General features: G+C 59.8%; 23 protein-coding genes. 16 read left to right on the plus strand and 7 right to left on the minus strand.

Translation table 11 applies throughout. The annotated features are described in order from the left end of the window. Positions 1-5 precede the first annotated feature (5 nt). Genes PH562_RS22880 through deoA form a run of 6 tightly spaced genes read left to right on the plus strand, consistent with a single transcriptional unit; the run spans position 6 to position 5,371 of the window. A complete protein-coding gene (locus tag PH562_RS22880; protein WP_285175869.1) occupies positions 6-1,109 on the plus strand; it encodes an ABC transporter permease in 1,104 nt (367 codons plus the stop codon). Between the two features lie 10 nt (positions 1,110-1,119). Further along, entirely contained in the window at positions 1,120-2,091 is a 972-nt protein-coding gene (locus PH562_RS22885; RefSeq protein ID WP_285175871.1) for an ABC transporter permease, read from the plus strand. Between the two features lie 3 nt (positions 2,092-2,094). Then, positions 2,095-2,487 carry a cytidine deaminase gene (locus PH562_RS22890; RefSeq protein WP_285175873.1) on the plus strand — a complete coding sequence of 131 codons (393 nt, stop codon included), beginning with the start codon at positions 2,095-2,097 and terminating at the stop codon, positions 2,485-2,487. After that, positions 2,484-3,290, plus strand: coding sequence for a purine-nucleoside phosphorylase (locus tag PH562_RS22895; protein ID WP_113230217.1), 807 nt, complete (start codon positions 2,484-2,486; stop codon positions 3,288-3,290). Before PH562_RS22890 ends, PH562_RS22895 begins: the two co-directional genes overlap by 4 nt. Beyond that, entirely contained in the window at positions 3,287-4,060 is a 774-nt protein-coding gene (gene deoC / locus PH562_RS22900) for a deoxyribose-phosphate aldolase (protein ID WP_113230216.1), read from the plus strand. The genes PH562_RS22895 and deoC overlap by 4 nt, the downstream gene beginning before the upstream one ends. Before the next feature lie 3 nt (positions 4,061-4,063). Next, complete coding sequence (gene deoA / locus PH562_RS22905; RefSeq protein ID WP_285175875.1) at positions 4,064-5,371, plus strand: thymidine phosphorylase; 1,308 nt, start codon at positions 4,064-4,066, stop codon at positions 5,369-5,371. A gap of 53 nt (positions 5,372-5,424) precedes the next feature. Here deoA and PH562_RS22910 read toward each other — a convergent pair whose 3' ends face one another. From PH562_RS22910 to PH562_RS22940, 7 genes are all read right to left on the minus strand, one after another. Beyond that, entirely contained in the window at positions 5,425-5,949 is a 525-nt protein-coding gene (locus PH562_RS22910) for a TIGR02281 family clan AA aspartic protease (RefSeq protein WP_285175877.1), read from the minus strand. Positions 5,950-6,075: 126 nt separating this feature from the next. Next, positions 6,076-6,705 (minus strand): uracil phosphoribosyltransferase, encoded by a 630-nt coding sequence (gene upp, locus PH562_RS22915; RefSeq protein WP_015338410.1) that lies wholly within the window; start codon positions 6,703-6,705, stop codon positions 6,076-6,078. A 121-nt stretch (positions 6,706-6,826) separates the two neighbouring features. Next, the gene (locus PH562_RS22920) at positions 6,827-7,795 is read right to left on the minus strand and encodes an adenosine deaminase (RefSeq protein ID WP_285175879.1); all 969 of its coding nucleotides are present in this window, start codon (positions 7,793-7,795) and stop codon (positions 6,827-6,829) included. Further along, a complete protein-coding gene (locus PH562_RS22925; protein WP_285175880.1) occupies positions 7,792-9,012 on the minus strand; it encodes a phosphopentomutase in 1,221 nt (406 codons plus the stop codon). The genes PH562_RS22920 and PH562_RS22925 overlap by 4 nt, the downstream gene beginning before the upstream one ends. Before the next feature lie 132 nt (positions 9,013-9,144). Next, complete coding sequence (locus tag PH562_RS22930; RefSeq protein WP_285175906.1) at positions 9,145-9,717, minus strand: TadE/TadG family type IV pilus assembly protein; 573 nt, start codon at positions 9,715-9,717, stop codon at positions 9,145-9,147. Between the two features lie 14 nt (positions 9,718-9,731). Continuing rightward, positions 9,732-10,352: a TadE/TadG family type IV pilus assembly protein gene (locus tag PH562_RS22935; RefSeq protein WP_113230211.1), complete on the minus strand. Its 621-nt coding sequence runs from the start codon at positions 10,350-10,352 to the stop codon at positions 9,732-9,734. A gap of 144 nt (positions 10,353-10,496) precedes the next feature. Continuing rightward, positions 10,497-10,925: a pilus assembly protein N-terminal domain-containing protein gene (locus tag PH562_RS22940; protein ID WP_285175881.1), complete on the minus strand. Its 429-nt coding sequence runs from the start codon at positions 10,923-10,925 to the stop codon at positions 10,497-10,499. Positions 10,926-11,328: 403 nt separating this feature from the next. Between PH562_RS22940 and PH562_RS22945 the strand changes: the two genes are divergently transcribed. The 10 genes from PH562_RS22945 (at position 11,329) to PH562_RS22990 (ending at position 21,069) form a co-directional block, all read left to right on the plus strand. Then, a complete protein-coding gene (locus tag PH562_RS22945; RefSeq protein WP_285175882.1) occupies positions 11,329-11,514 on the plus strand; it encodes a Flp family type IVb pilin in 186 nt (61 codons plus the stop codon). An 88-nt stretch (positions 11,515-11,602) separates the two neighbouring features. Then, positions 11,603-12,115, plus strand: coding sequence for an A24 family peptidase (locus PH562_RS22950; protein ID WP_285175884.1), 513 nt, complete (start codon positions 11,603-11,605; stop codon positions 12,113-12,115). A gap of 157 nt (positions 12,116-12,272) precedes the next feature. Next, positions 12,273-13,088: a Flp pilus assembly protein CpaB gene (gene cpaB / locus PH562_RS22955; RefSeq protein WP_285175886.1), complete on the plus strand. Its 816-nt coding sequence runs from the start codon at positions 12,273-12,275 to the stop codon at positions 13,086-13,088. A 14-nt stretch (positions 13,089-13,102) separates the two neighbouring features. Continuing rightward, positions 13,103-14,635 carry a type II and III secretion system protein family protein gene (locus PH562_RS22960; protein WP_285175888.1) on the plus strand — a complete coding sequence of 511 codons (1,533 nt, stop codon included), beginning with the start codon at positions 13,103-13,105 and terminating at the stop codon, positions 14,633-14,635. Between the two features lie 53 nt (positions 14,636-14,688). Next, positions 14,689-15,420 carry a CpaD family pilus assembly protein gene (locus PH562_RS22965; RefSeq protein WP_113230205.1) on the plus strand — a complete coding sequence of 244 codons (732 nt, stop codon included), beginning with the start codon at positions 14,689-14,691 and terminating at the stop codon, positions 15,418-15,420. Between the two features lie 31 nt (positions 15,421-15,451). Continuing rightward, positions 15,452-16,723: a CpaE/TadZ family protein gene (locus PH562_RS22970; protein ID WP_113230204.1), complete on the plus strand. Its 1,272-nt coding sequence runs from the start codon at positions 15,452-15,454 to the stop codon at positions 16,721-16,723. A 78-nt stretch (positions 16,724-16,801) separates the two neighbouring features. Then, positions 16,802-18,286, plus strand: a complete 1,485-nt coding sequence (locus PH562_RS22975) for a TadA family conjugal transfer-associated ATPase (protein ID WP_113230203.1) — start codon at positions 16,802-16,804, stop codon at positions 18,284-18,286. An 8-nt stretch (positions 18,287-18,294) separates the two neighbouring features. Further along, positions 18,295-19,302, plus strand: a complete 1,008-nt coding sequence (locus tag PH562_RS22980) for a type II secretion system F family protein (protein ID WP_113230202.1) — start codon at positions 18,295-18,297, stop codon at positions 19,300-19,302. 21 nt (positions 19,303-19,323) lie between these two features. Next, the gene (locus PH562_RS22985) at positions 19,324-20,301 is read left to right on the plus strand and encodes a type II secretion system F family protein (RefSeq protein WP_113230201.1); all 978 of its coding nucleotides are present in this window, start codon (positions 19,324-19,326) and stop codon (positions 20,299-20,301) included. A 123-nt stretch (positions 20,302-20,424) separates the two neighbouring features. After that, positions 20,425-21,069 (plus strand): LysE family translocator, encoded by a 645-nt coding sequence (locus tag PH562_RS22990; protein ID WP_285175896.1) that lies wholly within the window; start codon positions 20,425-20,427, stop codon positions 21,067-21,069. Positions 21,070-21,194: the final 125 nt, after the last annotated feature.

The following is a 21,194-nucleotide window of genomic DNA, read 5'->3' on the forward strand; positions in this document are numbered from 1 at the left end:
CGTATATGAGCACGGCTTCCGTTCCGCTCCCCAATTGGATCACCTACGGCCTGATCCCCCTTCTCAACCTGATTGTTGCCTTCCTGATTTCCGGCCTCGTCGTCTGGTTCATTGGCGAGAGCCCGCTCGATGCGCTCGTGCTGCTGCTGCAGGGCGCTCTCGGCAGCGGCGAAGGTATCGGCTTCACGCTGTATTATGCGACGAGCTTCATCTTCACCGGCCTTTCGGTCGCCGTCGCCATCCATGCCGGCCTTTTCAATATCGGCTCGGAAGGCCAGGCCTATGTCGGCGGTCTCGGCTGCGCCCTGGTGGCATTGACCCTAGACCGTTATGTGCCCTGGTATGTGACGATGCCTTTTGCCGTCGTCGGCGCCGCAATCTTCGGGGCGCTCTGGGCCTTCATTCCGGCCTGGCTGCAAGCCAAGCGCGGCAGCCACGTCGTCATCACGACGATCATGTTCAATTTCATCGCATCGGCGATGATGAACTTCCTGCTGGTGCATATACTGATCGTTCCCGGCAAGATGGCCCCCGAAACCCGCACCTTTCTGGAGGGCGGTCAGCTGCCGAAGCTCGGCTGGCTCATGGATATGTTCGGCTCGACCATCGGTGCGGCACCGCTCAACGTCTCCTTCCTGATTGCGCTCGTCATGTGCTTCCTGGTGTGGGTGCTCGTCTGGCGCACCAAGCTCGGCTATGAAATGCGCACGCTGGGCCTCAGCCCCACCGCTGCGGTTTATGCCGGCATTCCCTATGCCCGCACGGTCATCATCGCCATGCTGCTTTCCGGCGGCCTTGCCGGCATGATGGCGCTTAATCCCGTCATGGGCGCTTCCGCGCGCCTGCAGGTGGAATTCGTGCTCGGTGCGGGCTTTGTCGGCATCGCCGTGTCGCTGATGGGCCGCAATCATCCGCTTGGCATCATCGTGGCGGCGATCCTGTTCGGCATTCTCTATCAGGGCGGCGACGCACTGTCCTTCGACATGCCGAACATCACGCGCGACATGATCGTGGTGATCCAGGGTCTCGTCATCCTGTTTGCCGGGGCTCTCGAATATATGTTCCGGCCTGCGCTCGTGCGCATCTACCAGACATTCGCCAGGACCTGAGGATCGGACGATGGATTATTATGATCTTCTCATCAGCATATTGGGCTCGACGATCCGTCTGTCGATTCCGCTGATCTTCACGGCGCTGGCGGGCCTGTTTTCCGAGCGCGCGGGCATCTTCGATATCGGCCTTGAAGGCAAGATGCTGGCCTCCGCCTTCGCTGCGGCCTGCGTCGCCTCGATCAGCGGCTCACCCTGGGCCGGCCTTGGCGCAGGCATCGTCGTCTCGGTTGTTGTCGGCCTGCTGCACGGTTTTGCCTCGATCACCAATCGCGGCAATCAGATCGTTTCGGGCGTCGCGATCAACTTCCTGATGGCCGGCCTGACCATCGTTCTTGGTCAGGCGTGGTTCGGGCAGGGCGGCCGTACGCCGACCCTGCCTGCTACCGCCCGCTTTTCCGGCATTACCCTGCCGGGCGCCGATGCCATTCGCGACGTTCCGTTCATCGGACCGCTCTACGCCAATGTCATCTCGGGCAACAATATCTTGACCTATCTCGCCTTCCTGACGGTGCCGATTTCCTGGTGGATCCTTTATCGCACCCGTTTCGGTCTGCGGCTGCGTGCCGTCGGCGAAAATCCCGGCGCTGTCGATACAGCCGGCATCTCGGTCGAATGGCTGCGCTATCGCTCGCTGATAGCAGCCGGTATCCTCTGCGGCTTCTCCGGGACCTATCTCGCCATCGCCCAGTCGGCCGCCTTCATCAACAACATGTCGGCGGGTAAGGGCTATATCGCGCTGGCCGCACTGATCTTTGCCAAATGGAAGCCGGTGCCGGTCATGTTCACCTGCCTTCTCTTCGGCTTTCTCGATGCTTTCGCCAATTTCATGCAGGGCAAGGCGGTTCCGGGCATTGGCGAGGTGCCGGTACAGATTTTCCAGGCGCTGCCCTATATCCTCACCTGCATCCTGCTTGCAGGCTTTATCGGCGTCGCCAAGCCCCCGAAGGCCGGTGGCGTGCCCTATACCAAGGAGCGCTAAACCATGTCGCATGATCTGTTCGAGGCCGCGCGTGGCGCGATGGCCTTTGCTCATGCTCCCTATTCCAAGTTTCCGGTCGGCGCGGCGATCCGCGCCGAGGATGGCAAGATCTATACCGGCGCCAATATCGAAAACCTGTCCTTCCCGCAGGGCTGGTGCGCCGAACCGACGGCGATCGGCCAGATGATCATGGGCGGCTCCAAGAAGATCGTCGAGATTGCCGTCATCGCCGAGAAGCTGCCGCTCTGCCCGCCCTGCGGCGGCTGCCGGCAGAAGATCGCCGAATTTGCCAGCAAGGAGACGCGCATTTATCTTTGCGACGAAACCGGCGTGAAGAAGACCATGACCATGGACGAGATGCTGCCCTTCAGCTTCGAAACGGAGGTGCTCGGATGAGCGCGGCCGCCGATATCCTCGCCGAGAAGCTCGGCGAGCTGAAGCCGCGCTACGGCATCATTTTGGGCTCCGGTCTCGGCTCTCTGGTGGATGAGGTCAAAGAGGCCCTGCGCATTCCCTACGCCGACCTGCCCGGCTTTCCGGTCAGCGCCGTCTCCGGTCATGCCGGCACGCTGGTAGCAGGCAAGCTCGGCGATGTCCCTGTCGTCATGCTCTCTGGTCGGGTGCATTATTACGAAAAGGGCGACGCCAATGCCATGCGCGCGCCGATCGAGACCCTGAAGGCACTCGGCGTCGATACGCTGATCCTGACGAACTCGGCCGGATCGCTGCGGGAAGAGATGCCGCCGGGCTCGGTGATGCAGATCACCGATCACATCAATTATTCCGGCATGAACCCGCTGATCGGCGAGGAGAGTGACAGGCGCTTCGTCGGCATGACAAGCGCCTATGATACCGACCTCATCATGCGCATGCGAAAGGCGGCGGAAAAGGCCGAGATCAAGCTGTCGCACGGTGTTTATATGTGGTTTTCAGGCCCGAGCTTCGAAACGCCGGCAGAGATCCGCATGGCGCGCATTCTCGGTGCCGATGCCGTCGGCATGTCGACGGTGCCGGAAGTCATCCTGGCGCGTCTTTTCGGTTTGAGGGTTGCCGCCGCCTCCGTCATCACTAACTATGGTGCTGGCATGACCGGCGGCGAGCTCTCGCATGAGGAGACGAAGGACATGGCTCCGGTCGGCGGTGCACGGCTTGCCGCTATCCTGAAAGAAATGATCGCGGACGAAGGAGACCCAGAATGACGGGCCATTCCCTGAGAGAAACGGCAGCCGTTGCGCTTTCTCTTCTCGACTTGACCAATCTCAAGGACGACTGCACGCCGGCTCAGATCGAGGCGCTGTGCGCCCGCGCGCAATCGCCCTATGGCAATACGGCTGCCATCTGCATCTGGCCACGTTTTGTCGCCCAGGCGCGCGCCATTCTCGGAACCGATCATGTCGTGAAGATCGCGACTGTGGTGAATTTCCCGGCTGGCGATATGGAAGTGGCGGATGTAGCAGCCGAGGCGCGCGAAGCTATTGCCGATGGTGCCGACGAGATCGATCTGGTCATTCCTTATCGCACCTTTCTGGCCGGCAATGAGCAGGCCGTCACTGACATGGTCGCCGCGGTAAAGGCCGAATGCAAAGGCCCGGTCCTTCTGAAGACCATCCTCGAAACAGGAGAGCTCAAGGATACCGCGCTGATCCGGCGCGCGTCGGAACTTGCGATTGATGCTGGTTCCGATTTTATCAAGACCTCCACCGGCAAGGTCACCGTCAATGCGACGCTGGAGGCCGCCGATATCATGCTGCGGGCGATCCGTGCCAGCGGCCGCAAAGTCGGCTTCAAGCCTGCCGGCGGCATCGGCTCCGTCTCGGATGCGGCTCTCTACCTCAGCCTTGCCGAGACCATCATGGCGCCCGATTGGGCCATGCCCTCGACCTTCCGTTTCGGTGCATCGAGCCTGCTCGACGATATCTCGAACGTGCTGGCCGGCGGTGAGTCCAAGACGGCATCTTCAGGCTACTGATCCATGATCCCGCAGGAGATCATCCGGCAGAAGCGTAACGGCGCCACCCTTTCGGCCGCCGATATCGATGCGTTTATCGGTGCTTTGGGGCGTGGCGAACTGGCTGAAAGCCAGATCGGCGCCTTTGCCATGGCCGTCTGGTTTCGTGGCATGACGCGCGAGGAGACGGTGGCGCTGACGCTCGCCATGGCCCGCTCCGGCGACACGCTCTCCTGGGATGGCATCGGCAGGCCGATCACCGACAAGCATTCGACCGGTGGTGTCGGCGACAACGTTTCGCTGATGCTGGCTCCCATCGCCGCCGCCTGCGGCCTCGCCGTGCCGATGATCTCTGGCCGCGGTCTCGGCCACACCGGCGGCACGCTCGACAAGCTGGAATCCATTCCCGGTTACGGGATCACTCCGGATGCGGCCCGTTTTCGCAAGGTGGTCGAGGAGGTCGGCTGCGCCATCATCGGCCAGACCGGCGCGCTGGCTCCGGCCGACGGCAAGCTCTATGCGGTGCGCGACGTCACCGCGACGGTCGATTCGGCGCCTCTGATTACGGCGTCCATCCTCTCGAAGAAGCTGGCCGCAGGGCTGGAAACGCTGGTGCTCGACGTCAAGATCGGCAGCGGCGCCTTCATGACCTCGCAGGAAGAAGCCGAGACACTGGCGCGCTCGCTGGTGGAGGTGGCCAATGGCGGCGGGGTCAAGACCTCGGCCCTGATCACCGACATGAACCAGCCTCTGGCCGACGCGGCCGGCAATGTGGTCGAACTTCGCAACTGCCTGGATTTCCTGAAGGGCAACAAGTCGGGCACGCGGCTTGAGACGGTCGTCCTTGCCTTCGCATCCGAAATGCTCGTGCAAGCCGGCATTGCCGCCAACGCTGGCGAAGCCGAGGGCAGGGCGCGCGAGGCTTTGAGCTCCGGTAAGGCGGCAGACATCTTCGGCCGCATGGTGCATGGTCTCGGCGGCCCGGCCGATCTGCTCGAACATCCCGATCACTATCTGGTGAGCGCGCCGGTACAGAAGCTGGTTTTGGCCGTCGCCGATGGCTGGCTCGGTGCCTGCGATGCGCGAGATATCGGCATGAGCGTGATCGATCTTGGTGGCGGCCGCCGCCGCCCGCAGGACAAGATCGATCATCGCGTCGGCTTCAGCGATATCCTGCCGCTCGGCACGAGGGTGAGCAGGGGCGATCGCATCGCCACCGTGCATGCAGCGGACGAAGCAAGTGCGCAGAAGGCTGTTGGCGATTTGTCGGCTAATTATCGCATCGCGGACGCGGCGCCAGCGCTCTCGCCTGTCATCCTCGGCAGGATTTGATTTGAAAAGCTACATCCGGTCGCTTGGCGGCTTCTTGATCTGTCCTGGCCGTTCTATTGCTTCAGGAGCAGCGTGCCATTCTGCACTCCGTAGGAGTTCAGCTTCTTCATGAAGCTCATGCCGATCAGCGTGGTGCTCAATGCGCTGTCCTTTGCCACTACGGCGTCGATATCGCGAACCCGGATCGTGCCGATCTCCAGACGGTCGAGTTTGATGTAGGCGACCTTGGAAGCGCCATTCGCGGTCTGGACCGTGTAGCGATAGTCGAGATCGACGCCGCTGAAGCCGAGGCTGCGCGCGGTGCTCTCGTTCATTGCCACATAGGTCGCGCCGGTATCGATCATTCCGTGCACAGACCGGCCGTTGATCGTGAAATCGCCCTCATAATGACCGCCCGAATCGGCGCGTAGCTGAACGCTGCCGTAGGAGACGGGTGCCTCGGTCTTCGGTGGGGTTAGGGAAACGGCTTCGACAGGCGCCGGCTTTGCGGCGTGCTCGTTATAGCTATCCACCAGCATCGGCACCTGGGTTGCCGCAACGGCAATGATACCGGCAATGACAAGAACGCGAACGAACATCGGCAAGGCCCCTCCAGCAGGCCATGCCATCTATAAACGAGCTTTCCTGAAATGCCGCTAATGCGATCAATAAAAAGCCCGGCAGTTGCGTAACTGCCGGGCTCGATAAAAAGTATAATAGCGGATTTACTTGGTGCCGTACATACGGTCGCCGGCATCGCCGAGACCGGGCACGATATAGCCCTTCTCGTTCAGGTGGCTGTCGATGGCGGCGGTAAAGACCGGCACATCCGGATGCGCCTTACGGAAATTGGCGATACCTTCGGGAGCCGCCAGCAGGCACAGGAAGCGGATATTGTGCGCACCGCGCTCCTTCAGCTTTTCGATCGCGGCAATCGAGGAATTGCCGGTTGCCAGCATCGGATCGACGACGATGATCAGGCGCTCGGAGATATCCTCCGGCGCCTTGAAGTAATATTCGACCGGCTGCAGCGTTTCGTGATCGCGGTAGACGCCGATATGCGAGACGCGCGCCGAGGGCACGAGATCGAGCATGCCTTCGAGCAGGCCGTTGCCGGCGCGAAGGATCGAGGCGAAGACCAGCTTCTTGCCCTCGAGGATCGGCGCATCCATCGGCTGCAGCGGCGTCTCGATGGTCTCGATGGTCAGTTCGAGGTCGCGCGTCACTTCGTAACAGAGCAGCGTCGAAATCTCGCGCAGCAGCCGGCGGAAGCTTCCCGTCGACGTGTCTTTCTTGCGCATGATGGTAAGCTTGTGCTGCACAAGCGGGTGATCGATGACAGTGACGCCGTCCATGGTCTCAGCCTTCCAGTAATTCCGTGATATGAGATGTTTCTTTCACGGAAATCGCCTCTGGTGCAAGAAAATAGGCCACTTCTGGAGATTTCATCCCCAATCTGCGGCCTAAACCACGCTTTTAGAGCTTCGCGAGCAACGCCGCCCGTGTCGCCTCGTCCACGAAGGCCGCTTTGATCGCCGTGCGTGTCATCGCATCGATTTCGTTGTCGCTGAAGCCGAAGGCTGACGAGGCCAGCTCGTATTCTCGCTCCAGCGATGTGTGGAAGAAGGGCGGGTCGTCGGAGCTGATCGTCACCTTCACGCCAGCGTCGCGCAGTGTGCGCAGCGGATGCGACTGGAAATCCGGAAAGACCTTGAGCGCGATGTTGGAACCGGGGCAGACTTCCAGCACGGTGCCGAGATCGGCAAGGCGCTTGACGAGATTCATATCCTCGATAGCGCGCACGCCATGGCCGATACGCTGCGGGCGCACCAGAGCTACGGCATCGGCGACGGAAAAGGCGCCGCAGACTTCGCCGGCATGGATGGTAATGCCGAGACCGGCCTCACGGGCGATGTCGAAGGCGCGGACGTAATCGGCGACGCGGCCCATGCGCTCCTCGCCGGCCATGTTGAAGCCTGTTATCAGCGGATTGTCGCTCCTGGCGGCATATTCCGCTGCCTTCACCACGCGCTTCGGCCCGAAGTGCCGTTCGCCTGTCACGATCAGCCGTGCCTCGATGCCCGTTTTTGCCTTCGCGGCGCGGATACCGGCCGAAACGCCGGCCATGTAGGCGTCAGCGCCGAGGCCGATGCGGTCGCCATGGTCGGGCGAGACGATGAGTTCGCTATAGATCGTGCCGATGCCGGCAAGCTCTTCCAGATAGGTTTCCGTCAGAAGCGCATAGTCTTCCTCGGTGCGGTAGACCTCGGAAACCTTGTCGTAGCAGACGAGGAATTCGGCAAAATCCTTCCAGAGGTAAATGCCGTCCTTGAGGAAGGCGCTTGTGTCGACTCCGTATTTCTCCGCTTGCGCGAGCGTCAATGCCGGTGGAGCCGCGCCCTCCAGATGACAGTGCAGCTCCACTTTCTTCAAATGCGATGTCAAAGGAAGCTCCTCCCGTGCGGCCCTGCCGCAATTCCCAGATGTTTCGCAACCGTCTCGCCGATATCGGCATAGGTCTGGCGGACGCCGATGGAGCGCGAGCGGATGCCCGGCCCGTAAGCCATGACGGGCACGCGTTCGCGCGTATGATCGGTGCCGCGCCAGGTCGGGTCGCAGCCATGATCGGCCGTCAGAATGACGAGATCGCCCGCCTTCAGCTTCTCGTGCACTTCAGGCAGGCGCGCGTCGAAAGCCTCGAGTGCCGCTGCATAGCCCGGCACGTCGCGACGGTGGCCGTAGACCATGTCGAAATCGACGAAATTGGTGAAGACCAGATCGCCATCCTCGGCTTCGTCTATGGTCTTCAGCGTCGCATCCATCAGCGCCATGTTGCCATTGGCCTTGATGACCTTGGAGACGCCCTGATGGGCAAAGATATCGCCGATCTTGCCGACGGCATGCACCGTGCGTTCGGCCTTGACCAGACGGTCGAGCAGCGTCGGTTCGGGCGGCAATACGGAAAAGTCGCGGCGGTTGCCGGTTCGCTCGAATGTCGCCATGGTCTCGCCGATGAAGGGGCGGGCGATCACGCGGCCGATATTGTAGGGGTCGAGCAGCGTGCGCACGATCTTGCAGAGACCGATCAGCCTATCGAGCCCGAAATGCTGTTCGTGTGCTGCAATCTGGAAGACGGAGTCGGACGATGTATAGCAGATCGGCTTGCCGCTGCGAATGTGCTCTTCGCCGAGCTTTGCGATGATATCAGTGCCGGAGGCGTGGCAATTGCCGAGAACCCCTGGCAGATCGGCCGCTTCGCAGATGGCTTTCACCAGCTCCGGCGGAAAGGCATCGCCTTCCGCCGGAAAGTAACCCCAGTCGAACATGACGGGCGTGCCGGCAATCTCCCAATGACCCGATGGCGTATCCTTGCCACGGGAGGTTTCGCTCGCGCAGCCATAAAGGCCGTAGAGTTTTTCCGGCAGAGGCATGCCGGCAGGATAATTGCCCGTTGCCGCTTTGGCGATCTCCAGCAGGCCGAGGCCGGACATGATCGGCAATGTCAACGGACCTTGACGCAGGCCTTCGCGGTCGGCAGCGCCTGCAGCGCAGAACTCGGCGATATGGCCAAACGTATCGGCGCCCTCGTCACCATAGCTTGCCGCATCCGGGCCGCCGCCGACACCGAAAGAATCCAGAACGAAGAGAAAGGCGCGCGCCATAGATCACCCGATAGAATGCCGTCACCCGGCAGGTCTTCCGGGTTATTGGACGTCACCCATATAACGGAGGCATCGACTTGGCAATTTTCCGTTTGGAATGGCCCGCCGGGGCTCCGTTTCGATGAGAAGCGCTCAGCAATCGGTACAGCTGATCGAATTTCCGACGCGCTGCCGATAATAATATTGCCGACTGATGGTGATCTGGTTTGTTCCGCTTGGCAGGAAATTGGCACCGAAGCTGAGGAGCTGATAGGGCAGGGCAAGCTCGCTACGGACGAGGAATGTGCTCGCCTGGTTCATGTTGGCCGGCACCGTGACGGTGGAGCCTGGTGTATATGGTCTGGTTCCGTCCTGCGCCCAGGACCAGGCGACGGTCGCCTTGCCGGTCGTGTCGATGGCAATGCCGGTGACCTTCAGCGTCAGGCCGGTCGTGCTATAGGGTGCGAAGATCGCGCCGGCAACGGAGGGCATGCCCGCAAGCACGGACTTGGTGACTGACGTCTGCTGCGAGATGATGTCTGCAATCGAACCTGCAGAACGGCTGGCACGTTTCGAGGCGTTGAGGCCGACGGTAAGCTCGAAGGCACCGAGATAGAGCATCAGCAATACGGGAAAAAGAATGGCGAATTCGATCGCGCCGACGCCGTCTTTGTCGCGAACGAAGCGTCTCAGGATGCCAAAGGGCGTACTTTCTTTCCCGATCATGCTCTTGAGGCCGCTCACGGATAATTCTCGTTCTGAAAGGCCGCGGTTGCGACGATGAGATAGACTGACGCCGAGCCGTCGGTTGGATGCACGTTGGTAAGATAGGGGCGCAGCAGATCCGTTATGATCTTCCAGCGATAATAGGCGCGCACCATGTTCAGCGACTTGGCGCCGCCGGGCGTAAAAGTGAATCCGGTGGTGCTGAGATCGGAATAAGGATCTGTCGACGACGTACGGGGGATCGTCGTCGGCATGGACGCAAAACTCGAATAGCTCTCTACATCGAGATAAAGGTTCGCCGGCGTCTGTACTTCGGTAGAGGAGCAGGTAATGAGCACGGCAATCTCTTTGCAGAATGCCTGTCGGAATTGCTGCGAAGTCGTATTGGCTGCCGTAATCTGTCCGGTCCGGATCTGGCGCGACAGAGTATCGACGGCGTTTGAGACGACCTGCTCCGCGGTAAAGGCGACGAAGGTTTCGATGATCGCAAAGACGATCAGAAAATAGGGGATGGCAAGCAAGGCAAATTCGATCGCTGCTGTCCCGTCCCGAGAACGCACGAATTCACGCAAGCTGCTTTGGGCACTGCGGCGTGCGCGGCCCGTATTGGCGTGAAGGGTATTATCTGGCGTCATGGGAAGTCCGCGGCGATTTACACGCGGATGAGACTAGAATTGCTTTCTTGATAAACCGTTTCTCTTCTCTCTTCATATTTAGAGGAAACTGGTATTATCATTTGCTGCTAATTTACTTTAGAATATTTGCGTTATCGAATGTTGTTATTGTCCGGCAGCAGTCGTTGGGGCCGTCGTCGTATTGTTCTGTTGGGCATGCTGTTCGCAATTGGGCGTGCACGACAGCACCGCGCGGTCCGTCTGGCGGAACACACGGACTGTGTTGCCTTCGTCGATCGACACCAGAATCTGCTCGTCCACGATGGCATTGCCGTCGGTATCGAGCAGAATGATGTTTGTCGTGCCGAAGCTGCGGCCGGTCAGCACGATGGTTTTCGGATCGGCGACTGTCGCGTCTGCGACTTGCGAATTGCCGACGATGACCTTGCTGACGGGGCGGTTCAGCTTCAACACGCGCGCGTGATCCATATAGACGCGCAGCATGCTTTCTCCGGCAGCGTGTGAAAGCTGTGGCATCATGCCGGCTGTGGCGACAATGCCGGCAAGGAATGCTGTTCTGCCGCCGATTGGCATGGTTTGGCCTCTTGGAAAGCTATGGCGAAAAGAATTTCTGGATAGAATGAGAAGGAATGGTGAATGAACGATTAAACTTGCCTTCTGTTATGCAATTATGACGCAGGTGTCCCACGCGGACCCTCTTCGTCGCCTTCTCCCGTAGGTCATGTATTAATTCGAGACGAATCGTATATCGCGCTAATATTCTTACATCTAATAATTTCTATTTGGCTGAAGATTTTCTTTAAAAACATACAAAAGAACATGCAGGTCACATTAACTATTCTATTTTCGTTTTTGGATTTACTGCACATTAACCCAATTTTTTAAAGCGATGGAAACGGCGGGAAGCTACCGTGCAACTCATCCGATCAACGGCAACAGTTGGCGGACGTGCTGTCAACAAAGTGGAGTTAAACTTATGTCCAAGATTTTTTCGCGTTTCCTGAAGGATGAATCCGGCGCGACCGCAATCGAATACGGCCTGATCGCCGCCCTGATCTCGGTTGCCATCATCACCGCAGCGACCTCGCTGGGCGGTTCGCTCAGCACTACCTTCACGAACATCGCTACCAAGATGAACAGCGCTTCTGCCAAGTATCCGTGAGCATTTTTTGGCTGCATGTCAGTAGCGAAGACGCCGCCCAAAATAATTGGGCGGCTTTTAAATTGAGTGATTTAGCAAGGCAGATAAAATGCTTGAAGCCGCGATATTGCTAGTCTTTCCACTCTGCATGTCGGTTGCGGCGATCTCTGATCTCCTGACGATGACGATCCCAAACCGTCTGTCTCTCGCGCTTGCAATATCGTTTTTTGTGCTGGCGCCAATTGCTGGGCTGCCCTTTACAGAAATCGGAATACATTTCGCCGGTGCCGGTCTTGTCTTTCTCGCATGCTTTGCGTTGTTTGCGCTGAATGTCATGGGCGGCGGTGATGCAAAGCTTTTGGCCGCTGCTACGCTTTGGTTCGGCTTCGATTCATCCCTCATCGAATTCCTCGTCTATGTCGCGTTCATCGGCGGCGTGCTGACAATTCTGATTGTTCTGCTGCGCTCCCAGGCCGACACGATACTGGCCATTGGTCTTCCGCTGCCGAATTCGCTGGTGATCGCCAAGAAAATTCCCTACGGAGTTGCCATTGCCATCGGTGGCATCATAGCCTTTCCGTCTTCACCGCTCCTGATTGCGGCCACGCGCAGCATGTCTTGAGCCCGCGAGTAAAAACCGAACTCGCACATATATATTTTCTAATATACACCAAGTAATCATGGTTAAGTAACAATAAATGTAACTTCCCATTAACCATAATTACACCAATTGCCGGTCATTCTGTGGGGCGAAGAATCCTGTTCCTCAAGGAATGACCATGAAACCCGCTCGCATAATGATACTCGCAGTGGCAGCCGTCGCGGCCGGGATGGCCGGTCTGCTCGCGATGCGTCTGGCTGGTTCGCGCAATATCGTTCCTCAGCAGATTGCGGCGGTCGTGGAAAAGGAGGCGACGATCAATGTCCTCGTTGCCGGTGCCAATCTGCCCGTCGGTTCGCGTCTGAACGAGCAATCGATCCATTGGATGCCTTGGCCGGAAAGCGGCATCGTCAAAGGCCTCATCACCGAACGGGAGCGCCCAGATGCGCTGAAGGATCTGACCGGTGCCGTTGTTCGCCTGCCGATATTCGAGGGCGAGCCGATCCGCGAGGAGAAGGTCGCCGATTCCAGCAGCCGCATCCTCTCTTCATTGCTGCCGGCAGGCAAGCGGGCCGTCGCCACGGAGATTTCCGTCGCCACCGGCGCAGGCGGCTTCATCCTTCCGAATGACCGCGTCGATGTCATCATGGTGCGTAAGGGTTCGCAGCAGCAGCTTGTCACCGAAACCGTGCTCAGCAACGTTCGCGTCCTGGCAGTCGATCAGCAGATCGAGGAAAAGCAGGATGGAAGCAAGGCCGTCGTTGGAGCAACTGCGACGCTGGAGCTGACGCCGGACCAGACGAAGGTCCTGGCGGTCGCGCATCAGATGGCCGATCGCCTGACGCTGGCACTGCGCTCCGTTGCCGACGCGCAGCAGCCCGATACGACGGCCGCCGATTATCTGCTGGCCGGGGACAATGGCGGCAGCATGATCCAAGTCATCAAATCGGGAGCGATCGTAACCGACGGCCCCAGCGGGCCGAAACCGCAATGAGAAGGGGCGAGACCATGTTAAAGACAAGCAAGAAAGCCAGCTTCCCCCTTGCCGTAAGCCTCTCCTTCTCGGTTGCCTTTGCCGGCCTGCCCTTGGCAGATGTTCCGGCCTTTCTGCGCATGCCTGCGGCCTTTGCAGGCGGTTCCGACAGTATCGTGACGATAGCCGGCCTGGGCACGAAGCGCACATTGAAGCTGGGCCTCAACAAGGCGCTCGTCGTCGATCTGCCGGCCGATGCCCACGACATCCTTGTCTCCGATCCGAAGATGGCGGATGCGGTGACCCGCACCTCTCGCCGCATCTATCTGTTCGGCAAGACGGTCGGCCAGACCAATATCTTCATCTTCGGCGCCGACGGTAAGGAGATCGTCAGTCTCGATCTGCAGATCGAGCGCGATATTGCTGGCCTGCAGGATAATATCAAGCGCTTCATCCCGGACTCCGACATCAACGTCGAGATCATCTCCGACAACATCGTCCTGACAGGCATGGTGCGCACGCCGCAGGATTCGATCCGCGCACAGCAGCTCGCGCAGGCCTTCCTCAAGGGCGGCGAAGCGACGACACGAAACCAGACTGCCTCCGGCAGCGGCGACAACAACGCGGTCGCCATTTTCGCCGAAGGGCGGCAGACCTCGCAGATCGTCAATATGCTGCAGATCGAAGGCGAGGATCAGGTGACGCTCAAGGTCACCGTCGCCGAAATCAAGCGCAGCGTCCTGAAGCAGATCGGTTTCGACAATCTGGTCAGCAATTCCTCCGGCCTAGGCGTGGCGCAGCTGGGCAGTATAGGAAATACCGGAACCACGAACTTCCTGGGAGTAAACGGCGATCCCAGCAACGCTACCGGCGCGGGTGGTCTCTCGACACTCTTCAAATATGCGCTCGGCAAATACAATATCAGCACCTATCTGAATGCTCTCGAACAGGCCGGTGCCGTGCGCACCCTAGCGGAGCCGACATTGACCGCCATTTCAGGACAGGCTGCAACCTTCAATTCCGGTGGCCAGACGCTCTACTCCACCACCGACAAGGACGGCAACACGACGATCACGCCCTATACATACGGCATCACGCTGGCCTTCACACCTGTGGTCTTGGCCGGCGGCCGTATCAGCCTGCATGTGCAGACTCAGGTCTCGGAACCGGTCGCATCGTCATCCACCCCGACCTACAACCAGCGTGCCGCCAATACTTCGGTCGAGCTGCCATCCGGGGGATCGATCGCGCTTGCCGGCTTGCTGAGCGACAACGTGCAGCAGACGACCTCGGGAACGCCGGGTGCATCGAAAATTCCGATCCTGGGTGCCCTGTTCCGTCAGAAGAGCTTCCAGCGGGATGAGAGCGAGCTGGTGATTATCGCGACACCCTATCTCGTGCGCCCCGTAGCGCGCGATAAGCTTGCCCGTCCCGACGACAATTTTTCCCCGACGAACGATGCCGGTGTCTTCTTCATGAACCGTGTCAATAAGATCTACGGCCGCAAGGATGGTCCGCCGGTCGCCGATGCCGATTTCCACGGCACAGTCGGCTTCATCTACAAGTGAGGAGCGGGACCATGACGCCAGCCTTTTCAACGAGGTCAACGAGAGAGCAAGAGATGGCCAGCCTCGAACGCAATACACCCCGCGGTGCCCGGCCTCGTTTCTCAAGATCGATGCTGATCCTCCCGACATTGGCGCTGATATCGGCTGTCAGCAGCTGCGCGGGCTCCCCGGATGGCATGACGACGAGCGCCATCAGGGATGACTATCGCCAACGGCATCCCATCGTGCTTACTGAAAAGGAGCATAGCGTCGATATACCGGTCGCGGCCAGTGACCGGCATCTGACAACAGGTATGCGCGATACGGTTCGGGGTTTCGTGCAGGATTATCGCGCGCATGCAAGCGGCACGGTGGAAATCCTCTCGCCGCGGCAATCGCCAAATGCCTTCGCCGCATCGGCGCTCAACTCGCAGATCCGTCGGGAGTTGGTCACGAACGGCATTCCGTCGGGGCGAATCGTCAATAGCTATTACCCGGCCGGCGGCCCGGGCGATGCTGCGCCGATCCGCCTGCGCTTTACGGCAACGACGGCGGCCACCAACGCCTGCGGCCAGTGGCCGGACGACCTTTCCGACAACGCATTCGACAATCAGAACTACTATAATTTCGGCTGTGCGACCCAGCACAATCTGGCAGCGCAGGTCGCAAATCCGACCGATCTGATTTCGCCGCGCGCGATGACGCCGATCGATGCCGATCAGCGCAGCAAGGTCATCAGCGATTATCGCACCGGCTCAACCCCGACCAGCACGGCGACGGTCGGCGGCTTCGGCAGCGGAAATTGAACGCAAGAGGCCGGCGCAACGGGATGAAATCATGAACGCCATCGAATACGATATCGGCCCGACTCCCGCAGAAGCGGAGGAAGCTTCGCGCTCGGGCAATCTCGACAATCTGCGGCCGCTGCCGCGTATTTCCATACATGCCTTCTGCGAAAGCGAGCAGCTGCAGCAGGTTATGGACCAGTGTGCCAATGATCGGCGCATGTCCAAGGTCAGCCTGCGGATCACCAGTGGCGGTGTGGCGGCTGCGGCGAACATGTTCGCCTCGGCGCCGACCCCGAACCTGATCATTCTGGAAACACGCGCCAACCCACGCGGCCTCCTGGCGGAACTCGAGCCACTCGCCGCAGTTTGCGATCCGAGCACCAAGGTCATCATCGTCGGCTATCACAACGACATTGGTCTTTACCGCGAACTCATCCGCAACGGCATCTCGGAATATATCGTACAGCCGACCGATATGGTCGATCTGATGACGGCGATGGCTTCGATCTTCATCGATCCCGATGCCGAACCGCTGGGCCGCAGCATTGCTTTCATTGGCGCCAAGGGTGGAGTGGGTGCATCCACCATCGCCCATAATTGCGCCTTCGGCATCTCCAGCCTTTTCTCGACCGAAACCATTCTTGCCGATCTCGATCTGCCCTATGGCACCGCCAATATCGATTTCGACCAGGACCCTGCCCAGGGGATAGCCGAGGCCGTCTATGCGCCGGAACGCCTCGACGAAGTCTTTCTCGATCGGCTGCTGACCAAATGTTCGCAGCATCTGTCGCTGCTAGCGGCGCCCTCGATGCTGGATCGTGCCTATGATTTCGAAGGGCAGGCATTCCTGCCGGTGCTCGACGTTCTCCAGCGCAGCGCGCCGGTGGCGGTTCTCGACGTGCCGCATGTGTGGACGGAGTGGACGCGCTCGGTGCTGAGCGCGGTAGACGAGGTCGTCATCTGTGCCGCGCCCGATCTTGCCAATCTGCGCAACGCCAAGAATCTGATCGATGCTCTGCGCAAGCTGCGGCCCAACGATAAGGCTCCGCACCTCATTCTCAATCAGGTCGGCATGCCGAAGCGCCCGGAGATCAATCCTGCGGAATTCTGCGCGCCGCTGGAGACGGACCCGATCGCCATCATACCTTTTGACATCAACCTATTCGGTAATGCCGCCAACAGTGGACAGATGATCTCCGAGACTGATCCGAAGTCGCCGATCGCGGAAACTTTCTCGCAGATATCGCACATCGTCACCGGGCGTGTCGCTTTGAAGAAGGCAAGGAAGGGCGGTTTGCTTGGCCTTTTGAAGCGGAAGTAACCCTATGATTTCGCGTGGCCTTCTGAAAGCTGATCTTTCGTGAAAGCCATGCAGCAGCAGTAGAATTGGATCGAAGACATGTTTGGCAAGCGCGGAAGTGAAGGTCCTGCAAAGAGCGGCGGCGCGATGCCTCCGCCGGTACCGGCGCGTGCACCCGCTCCCACAGGCGGGCCACCGGCGCCGGCCGTGCTGATAGAGCCGTCCCGTGATACCGCGCAGCCGCGTCAGCAAGTTGCTCCGCCGCCGATGCAGACGCCCAGCCGGCGTCGTACGGCGCGCACCGAAGAATATTACGATACGAAATCGCAGGTCTTCTCCGCGCTGATCGATACGATCGACCTGTCGCAGCTTTCCAAGCTTGGCAACGAGGCCGCGCGCGAGGAAATCCGCGATATCGTCAACGATATCATCACCATCAAGAATTTCGCGATGTCGATCTCCGAGCAGGAGGAGCTGCTCGAGGATATCTGCAACGACGTGCTTGGCTATGGCCCGCTGGAGCCGCTGCTCGCCCGCGACGACATTGCCGACATCATGGTCAACGGTGCCGGCCAGACTTTCATCGAAGTCGGCGGCAAGACCGTCGAATCCGAAATCCGCTTCCGCGACAATTCGCAGCTTCTATCCATTTGCCAGCGCATCGTCAGCCAGGTCGGACGCCGTGTCGATGAATCCAGCCCCATCTGCGATGCGCGCCTTCCCGACGGTTCGCGCGTCAACGTCATCGCACCGCCGCTGGCGATCGACGGGCCGGCGCTGACCATTCGTAAGTTCAAGAAGGACAAGCTCACTCTCGATCAGCTCGTCCGCTTCGGTGCCATTACGCCGGAGGGCGCGACGCTTTTGCAGATCATCGGCCGCGTGCGCTGCAACGTCGTCATCTCAGGCGGTACCGGCTCGGGCAAGACGACGCTTCTGAACTGCCTCACCAACTATATCGACCGCGACGAACGCGTCATCACCTGCGAAGACACCGCCGAACTGCAATTGCAGCAGCCACATGTGGTGCGCCTCGAAACCCGCCCGCCGAACATCGAGGGCGAGGGCGAGATCACCATGCGCGATCTCGTCAAGAACTGCCTGCGTATGCGCCCCGAACGCATCATCGTCGGCGAAGTGCGCGGACCCGAGGTCTTCGATTTGCTGCAGGCGATGAACACAGGCCACGACGGCTCCATGGGCACGATCCACGCCAATACGCCGCGCGAATGCCTGAGCCGTATGGAATCGATGATCGCCATGGGTGGCTTCAGCCTGCCGGCCAAGACCGTGCGCGAGATCATTTCCAGCTCCGTCGACGTCGTCATCCAGGCCGCCCGCCTGCGTGACGGTTCGCGCCGCATCACCCAGATCACCGAGGTGATCGGCATGGAAGGCGATGTGATCATTACCCAGGATCTGATGCGCTACGAGATCGAGGGCGAAGATGCGAACGGCCGGATCATCGGACGGCACGTCTCCACCGGCATCGGCAAGCCGCATTTCTGGGATCGTGCTCGCTACTATAACGAGGAGCGGCGTCTGGCAGCCGCCCTCGATGAGATGGAACAGAAGGCGCAATAGGGTTCGCGATGTTTGGTATCGATCCGATAGTGCTGCTGATTGTCCTGCTGACGGCGGTCTCCGCCGCCGCGGTCTGTTACGGCATTCTCTATTCACGGATCGAGACACAGAAAAAGGCCGATAGCCGGGTCAACCGGGTCAAACAGGCCGAGACCGATCGCGCCAAGGTCAAGGCTGCACGCGATCGCGTTCAGGAAATGTCCAAGCGGCGCAAGTCGGTGCAGGATACACTCAAGGATCTGGAGCGGCGACAGAGCGAAAACACGAAGAAGAAGCAGTCGCTGAAGGCACGTCTGGCGCAGGCCGGGCTGTCGTTGACGCCATCGCGCTTCTATGTTTTTAGCGTGCTGTTCGGCCTGTTCGCGGTGCTGATCTTTTTCATTGTCGGCGCTCCGCCCCTGGTTATCCTGGGACTGTTCTTTGCCGTCGCTTTCGGTCTGCCGCGCTGGATTCTCGGCTTCCTTATCAAACGCCGGCAAAACAAGTTTCTCGAAGAATTTCCGAACGCACTCGATGTCATCACGCGCTCGCTTCGCTCGGGCCTGCCGCTCAACGATGCAGTGCGGCTGGTGGCTGGCGAGGCGCGAGAGCCTGTCAAGACGGAGTTTCGGCGGGTGGTCGAAGCGCAGCAGGTCGGTCTCAGCATGTCGGACGCCTGCGCGCGCATCACGAACCACATGCCGCTGCAGGAAGTAAATTTCTTCTCGATCGTCATCACCATTCAGGCCCAAGCGGGCGGCAACCTGTCGGAAGCGCTGGGCAACCTCTCGAAGGTGCTGCGCGAACGCAAGAAAATGAAGGCAAAGGTCAAGGCATTGTCGATGGAGGCGAAGGCATCCGCCGTCATCATTGGCGCTCTGCCCTTCATCGTGATGCTGCTCGTCTATCTGACGTCGCCGCAATATATGATGATCCTGTTCACCGATCCGCGCGGCCACCTGATCTTGATTGGGGCCGGCATCTGGATGTCGTTCGGCATCTTCATCATGCGCAACATGGTCAATTTCGAGATCTGAGCGGAAGGAGCCGCGTAGCCCATGTCCGATCTGGCTGCCAATTTGACCGATCCCGGTACCCTTCTTGCCGTTGTGGTTGCCATTGCCGTCTTCGCGACCTTCTACACCATCGCCATACCGCTGCTGGAGCGCGGTGATCTCAGCAAGCGTATGAAGGCCGTGTCGACAGAGCGCGAGCAGATCCGCGCCCGTGAACGTGCGCGGCTGAGTGCGGAGGGCGGCAAGGCGTCGCTGCGCAGCCACAATAATCGAAATGTCAGGCAGATCGTCGAACGGTTCAACCTGCGCAATGCGCTTGTCGACGCCAATACCGTCAATCGCTTGCGGTCCGCCGGCCTGCGCTCGGAAAATGCGCTCAACATGTTCCTGGTGGCGCGATTCCTGCTGCCCTTCCTGTTTCTGGCGGTTGCGATCGTCGTCGTCTTCGTTCTCGGCTGGTTTGCCGCAAAGCCCCTGCCGATCCGGCTGCTTGGCGTCATCGGTTTCGCTTATCTGGGCTTCTACGCGCCGAACATCTATATCTCCAATCTGGTGACCAAGCGCCAGAAATCGATCAAGCGTGCCTGGCCGGATGCTCTCGACCTGATGCTGATCTGCGTGGAGTCGGGCATTTCAATCGAAGCCGGCATGCATCGCGTGTCCGAGGAAATGGCAGAGCAGTCCCCGGCGCTCGCCGAGGAAATGGTGCTGACCACGGCCGAGCTTTCCTTCCTGCAGGATCGCCGCACCGCCTTTGACAATCTCGCCGCCCGCACGCAGATCGAACTCGTCAAATCGGTGACGCAGGCGCTCATCCAGGCCGAACGCTATGGCACGCCGCTCTCGCAGGCTTTGCGCGTCATGGCGCAGGAAGGCCGCGACGAGCGCATGAACGAGGCGGAAAAGAAGGCGGCCGCGCTGCCGCCAAAGCTTACCGTACCGATGATCGTCTTCTTCCTGCCGGTCCTGATGGCGGTCATTCTCGGCCCGGCGATCATTCAGGCAATGGACAAATTCTGAGACGTCGACTTGCTCGCGGCATGCGGGCATGATTATCTTCCATGCAATGTCGCTGATTGGCGTCAGGCGCATCGTTCCGCAAAGGCGCCTGGCGTTCGTGTCGACCATCTTGGGAGGTCTCGCATGTCATCCTTGGCAATATTTCTCAGCGTCATCGCAGCAGTCTTCATCGGGGCGGTGAGCCCCGGCCCGAGCTTCGTGCTCGTTTCGCGCATCGCTGTTTCCCGTTCGCGCAAGGCAGGTCTTGCCGCAGCCTTCGGCATGGGAACGGGCAGTGTCATTTTCGCGACCTTGGCCCTGTTCGGCTTGAGCGCATTGCTGATGAAAGTCGAATGGCTGTATCTGGCGCTGAAGGTCGCCGGTGGTCTCTATCTGATCTATATCGGCATCCGCATCTGGCGCAGCGCTGCGGACGATCTTCCCATCGATGCGCCAACAACGCCGGCGGCAGGCGGTGTGATGCGCAATTTCCTCTTTGCGCTCGGCACGCAGCTCAGCAATCCGAAGACGGCCATTTTCTACGGCAGTATCTTTGCCGCACTTCTGCCGGCGGCTCCGGCTCCCTGGCTGCTGTTTACGGTTCCGCCCGCAGTCTTCCTGGTCGAAGTGAGCTGGTACACGGTGGTGACGATGGCCTTTTCTTCGAACCGGCCGCGCGCCATTTATCTTGGTGCGAAGTTATGGATAGACCGAGTGGCCGGCGTTGTGATGGGCGCTCTCGGCGCGCGGCTTGTCGTCGAGGGGCTGCCACGCCACATCTGGCGTTAAAGGGCCTGCGGTTACCGGCCGTGCGCCTAGAGCGGTTCAGATTTTGTTTGAATCGTGGATTCCCTTTTGATGTCGAATATGATTCAAGATGCTGGCTGAGAGGAGGTCAGCATTGATGGTCGCAC

The organism is Rhizobium centroccidentale (assembly GCF_030182565.1).
Lineage (GTDB): Bacteria > Pseudomonadota > Alphaproteobacteria > Rhizobiales > Rhizobiaceae > Rhizobium.

What these genes read in the sequence shown, in the direction of transcription:
- PH562_RS22880 (WP_285175869.1), top strand. Translation starts at nt 6, where the DNA reads ATGAGCACGGCTTCCGTTCCGCTCCCCAATTGGATCACCTACGGCCTG.
- PH562_RS22885 (WP_285175871.1), top strand. Translation starts at nt 1,120, where the DNA reads ATGGATTATTATGATCTTCTCATCAGCATATTGGGCTCGACGATCCGT.
- PH562_RS22890 (WP_285175873.1), top strand. Translation starts at nt 2,095, where the DNA reads ATGTCGCATGATCTGTTCGAGGCCGCGCGTGGCGCGATGGCCTTTGCT.
- PH562_RS22895 (WP_113230217.1), top strand. Translation starts at nt 2,484, where the DNA reads ATGAGCGCGGCCGCCGATATCCTCGCCGAGAAGCTCGGCGAGCTGAAG.
- deoC (WP_113230216.1), top strand. Translation starts at nt 3,287, where the DNA reads ATGACGGGCCATTCCCTGAGAGAAACGGCAGCCGTTGCGCTTTCTCTT.
- deoA (WP_285175875.1), top strand. Translation starts at nt 4,064, where the DNA reads ATGATCCCGCAGGAGATCATCCGGCAGAAGCGTAACGGCGCCACCCTT.
- PH562_RS22910 (WP_285175877.1), bottom strand. Translation starts at nt 5,949, where the DNA reads ATGTTCGTTCGCGTTCTTGTCATTGCCGGTATCATTGCCGTTGCGGCA.
- upp (WP_015338410.1), bottom strand. Translation starts at nt 6,705, where the DNA reads ATGGACGGCGTCACTGTCATCGATCACCCGCTTGTGCAGCACAAGCTT.
- PH562_RS22925 (WP_285175880.1), bottom strand. Translation starts at nt 9,012, where the DNA reads ATGGCGCGCGCCTTTCTCTTCGTTCTGGATTCTTTCGGTGTCGGCGGC.
- PH562_RS22930 (WP_285175906.1), bottom strand. Translation starts at nt 9,717, where the DNA reads ATGATCGGGAAAGAAAGTACGCCCTTTGGCATCCTGAGACGCTTCGTT.
- PH562_RS22935 (WP_113230211.1), bottom strand. Translation starts at nt 10,352, where the DNA reads ATGACGCCAGATAATACCCTTCACGCCAATACGGGCCGCGCACGCCGC.
- PH562_RS22940 (WP_285175881.1), bottom strand. Translation starts at nt 10,925, where the DNA reads ATGCCAATCGGCGGCAGAACAGCATTCCTTGCCGGCATTGTCGCCACA.
- PH562_RS22945 (WP_285175882.1), top strand. Translation starts at nt 11,329, where the DNA reads ATGTCCAAGATTTTTTCGCGTTTCCTGAAGGATGAATCCGGCGCGACC.
- PH562_RS22950 (WP_285175884.1), top strand. Translation starts at nt 11,603, where the DNA reads ATGCTTGAAGCCGCGATATTGCTAGTCTTTCCACTCTGCATGTCGGTT.
- cpaB (WP_285175886.1), top strand. Translation starts at nt 12,273, where the DNA reads ATGAAACCCGCTCGCATAATGATACTCGCAGTGGCAGCCGTCGCGGCC.
- PH562_RS22960 (WP_285175888.1), top strand. Translation starts at nt 13,103, where the DNA reads ATGTTAAAGACAAGCAAGAAAGCCAGCTTCCCCCTTGCCGTAAGCCTC.
- PH562_RS22965 (WP_113230205.1), top strand. Translation starts at nt 14,689, where the DNA reads ATGGCCAGCCTCGAACGCAATACACCCCGCGGTGCCCGGCCTCGTTTC.
- PH562_RS22970 (WP_113230204.1), top strand. Translation starts at nt 15,452, where the DNA reads ATGAACGCCATCGAATACGATATCGGCCCGACTCCCGCAGAAGCGGAG.
- PH562_RS22975 (WP_113230203.1), top strand. Translation starts at nt 16,802, where the DNA reads ATGTTTGGCAAGCGCGGAAGTGAAGGTCCTGCAAAGAGCGGCGGCGCG.
- PH562_RS22980 (WP_113230202.1), top strand. Translation starts at nt 18,295, where the DNA reads ATGTTTGGTATCGATCCGATAGTGCTGCTGATTGTCCTGCTGACGGCG.
- PH562_RS22985 (WP_113230201.1), top strand. Translation starts at nt 19,324, where the DNA reads ATGTCCGATCTGGCTGCCAATTTGACCGATCCCGGTACCCTTCTTGCC.
- PH562_RS22990 (WP_285175896.1), top strand. Translation starts at nt 20,425, where the DNA reads ATGTCATCCTTGGCAATATTTCTCAGCGTCATCGCAGCAGTCTTCATC.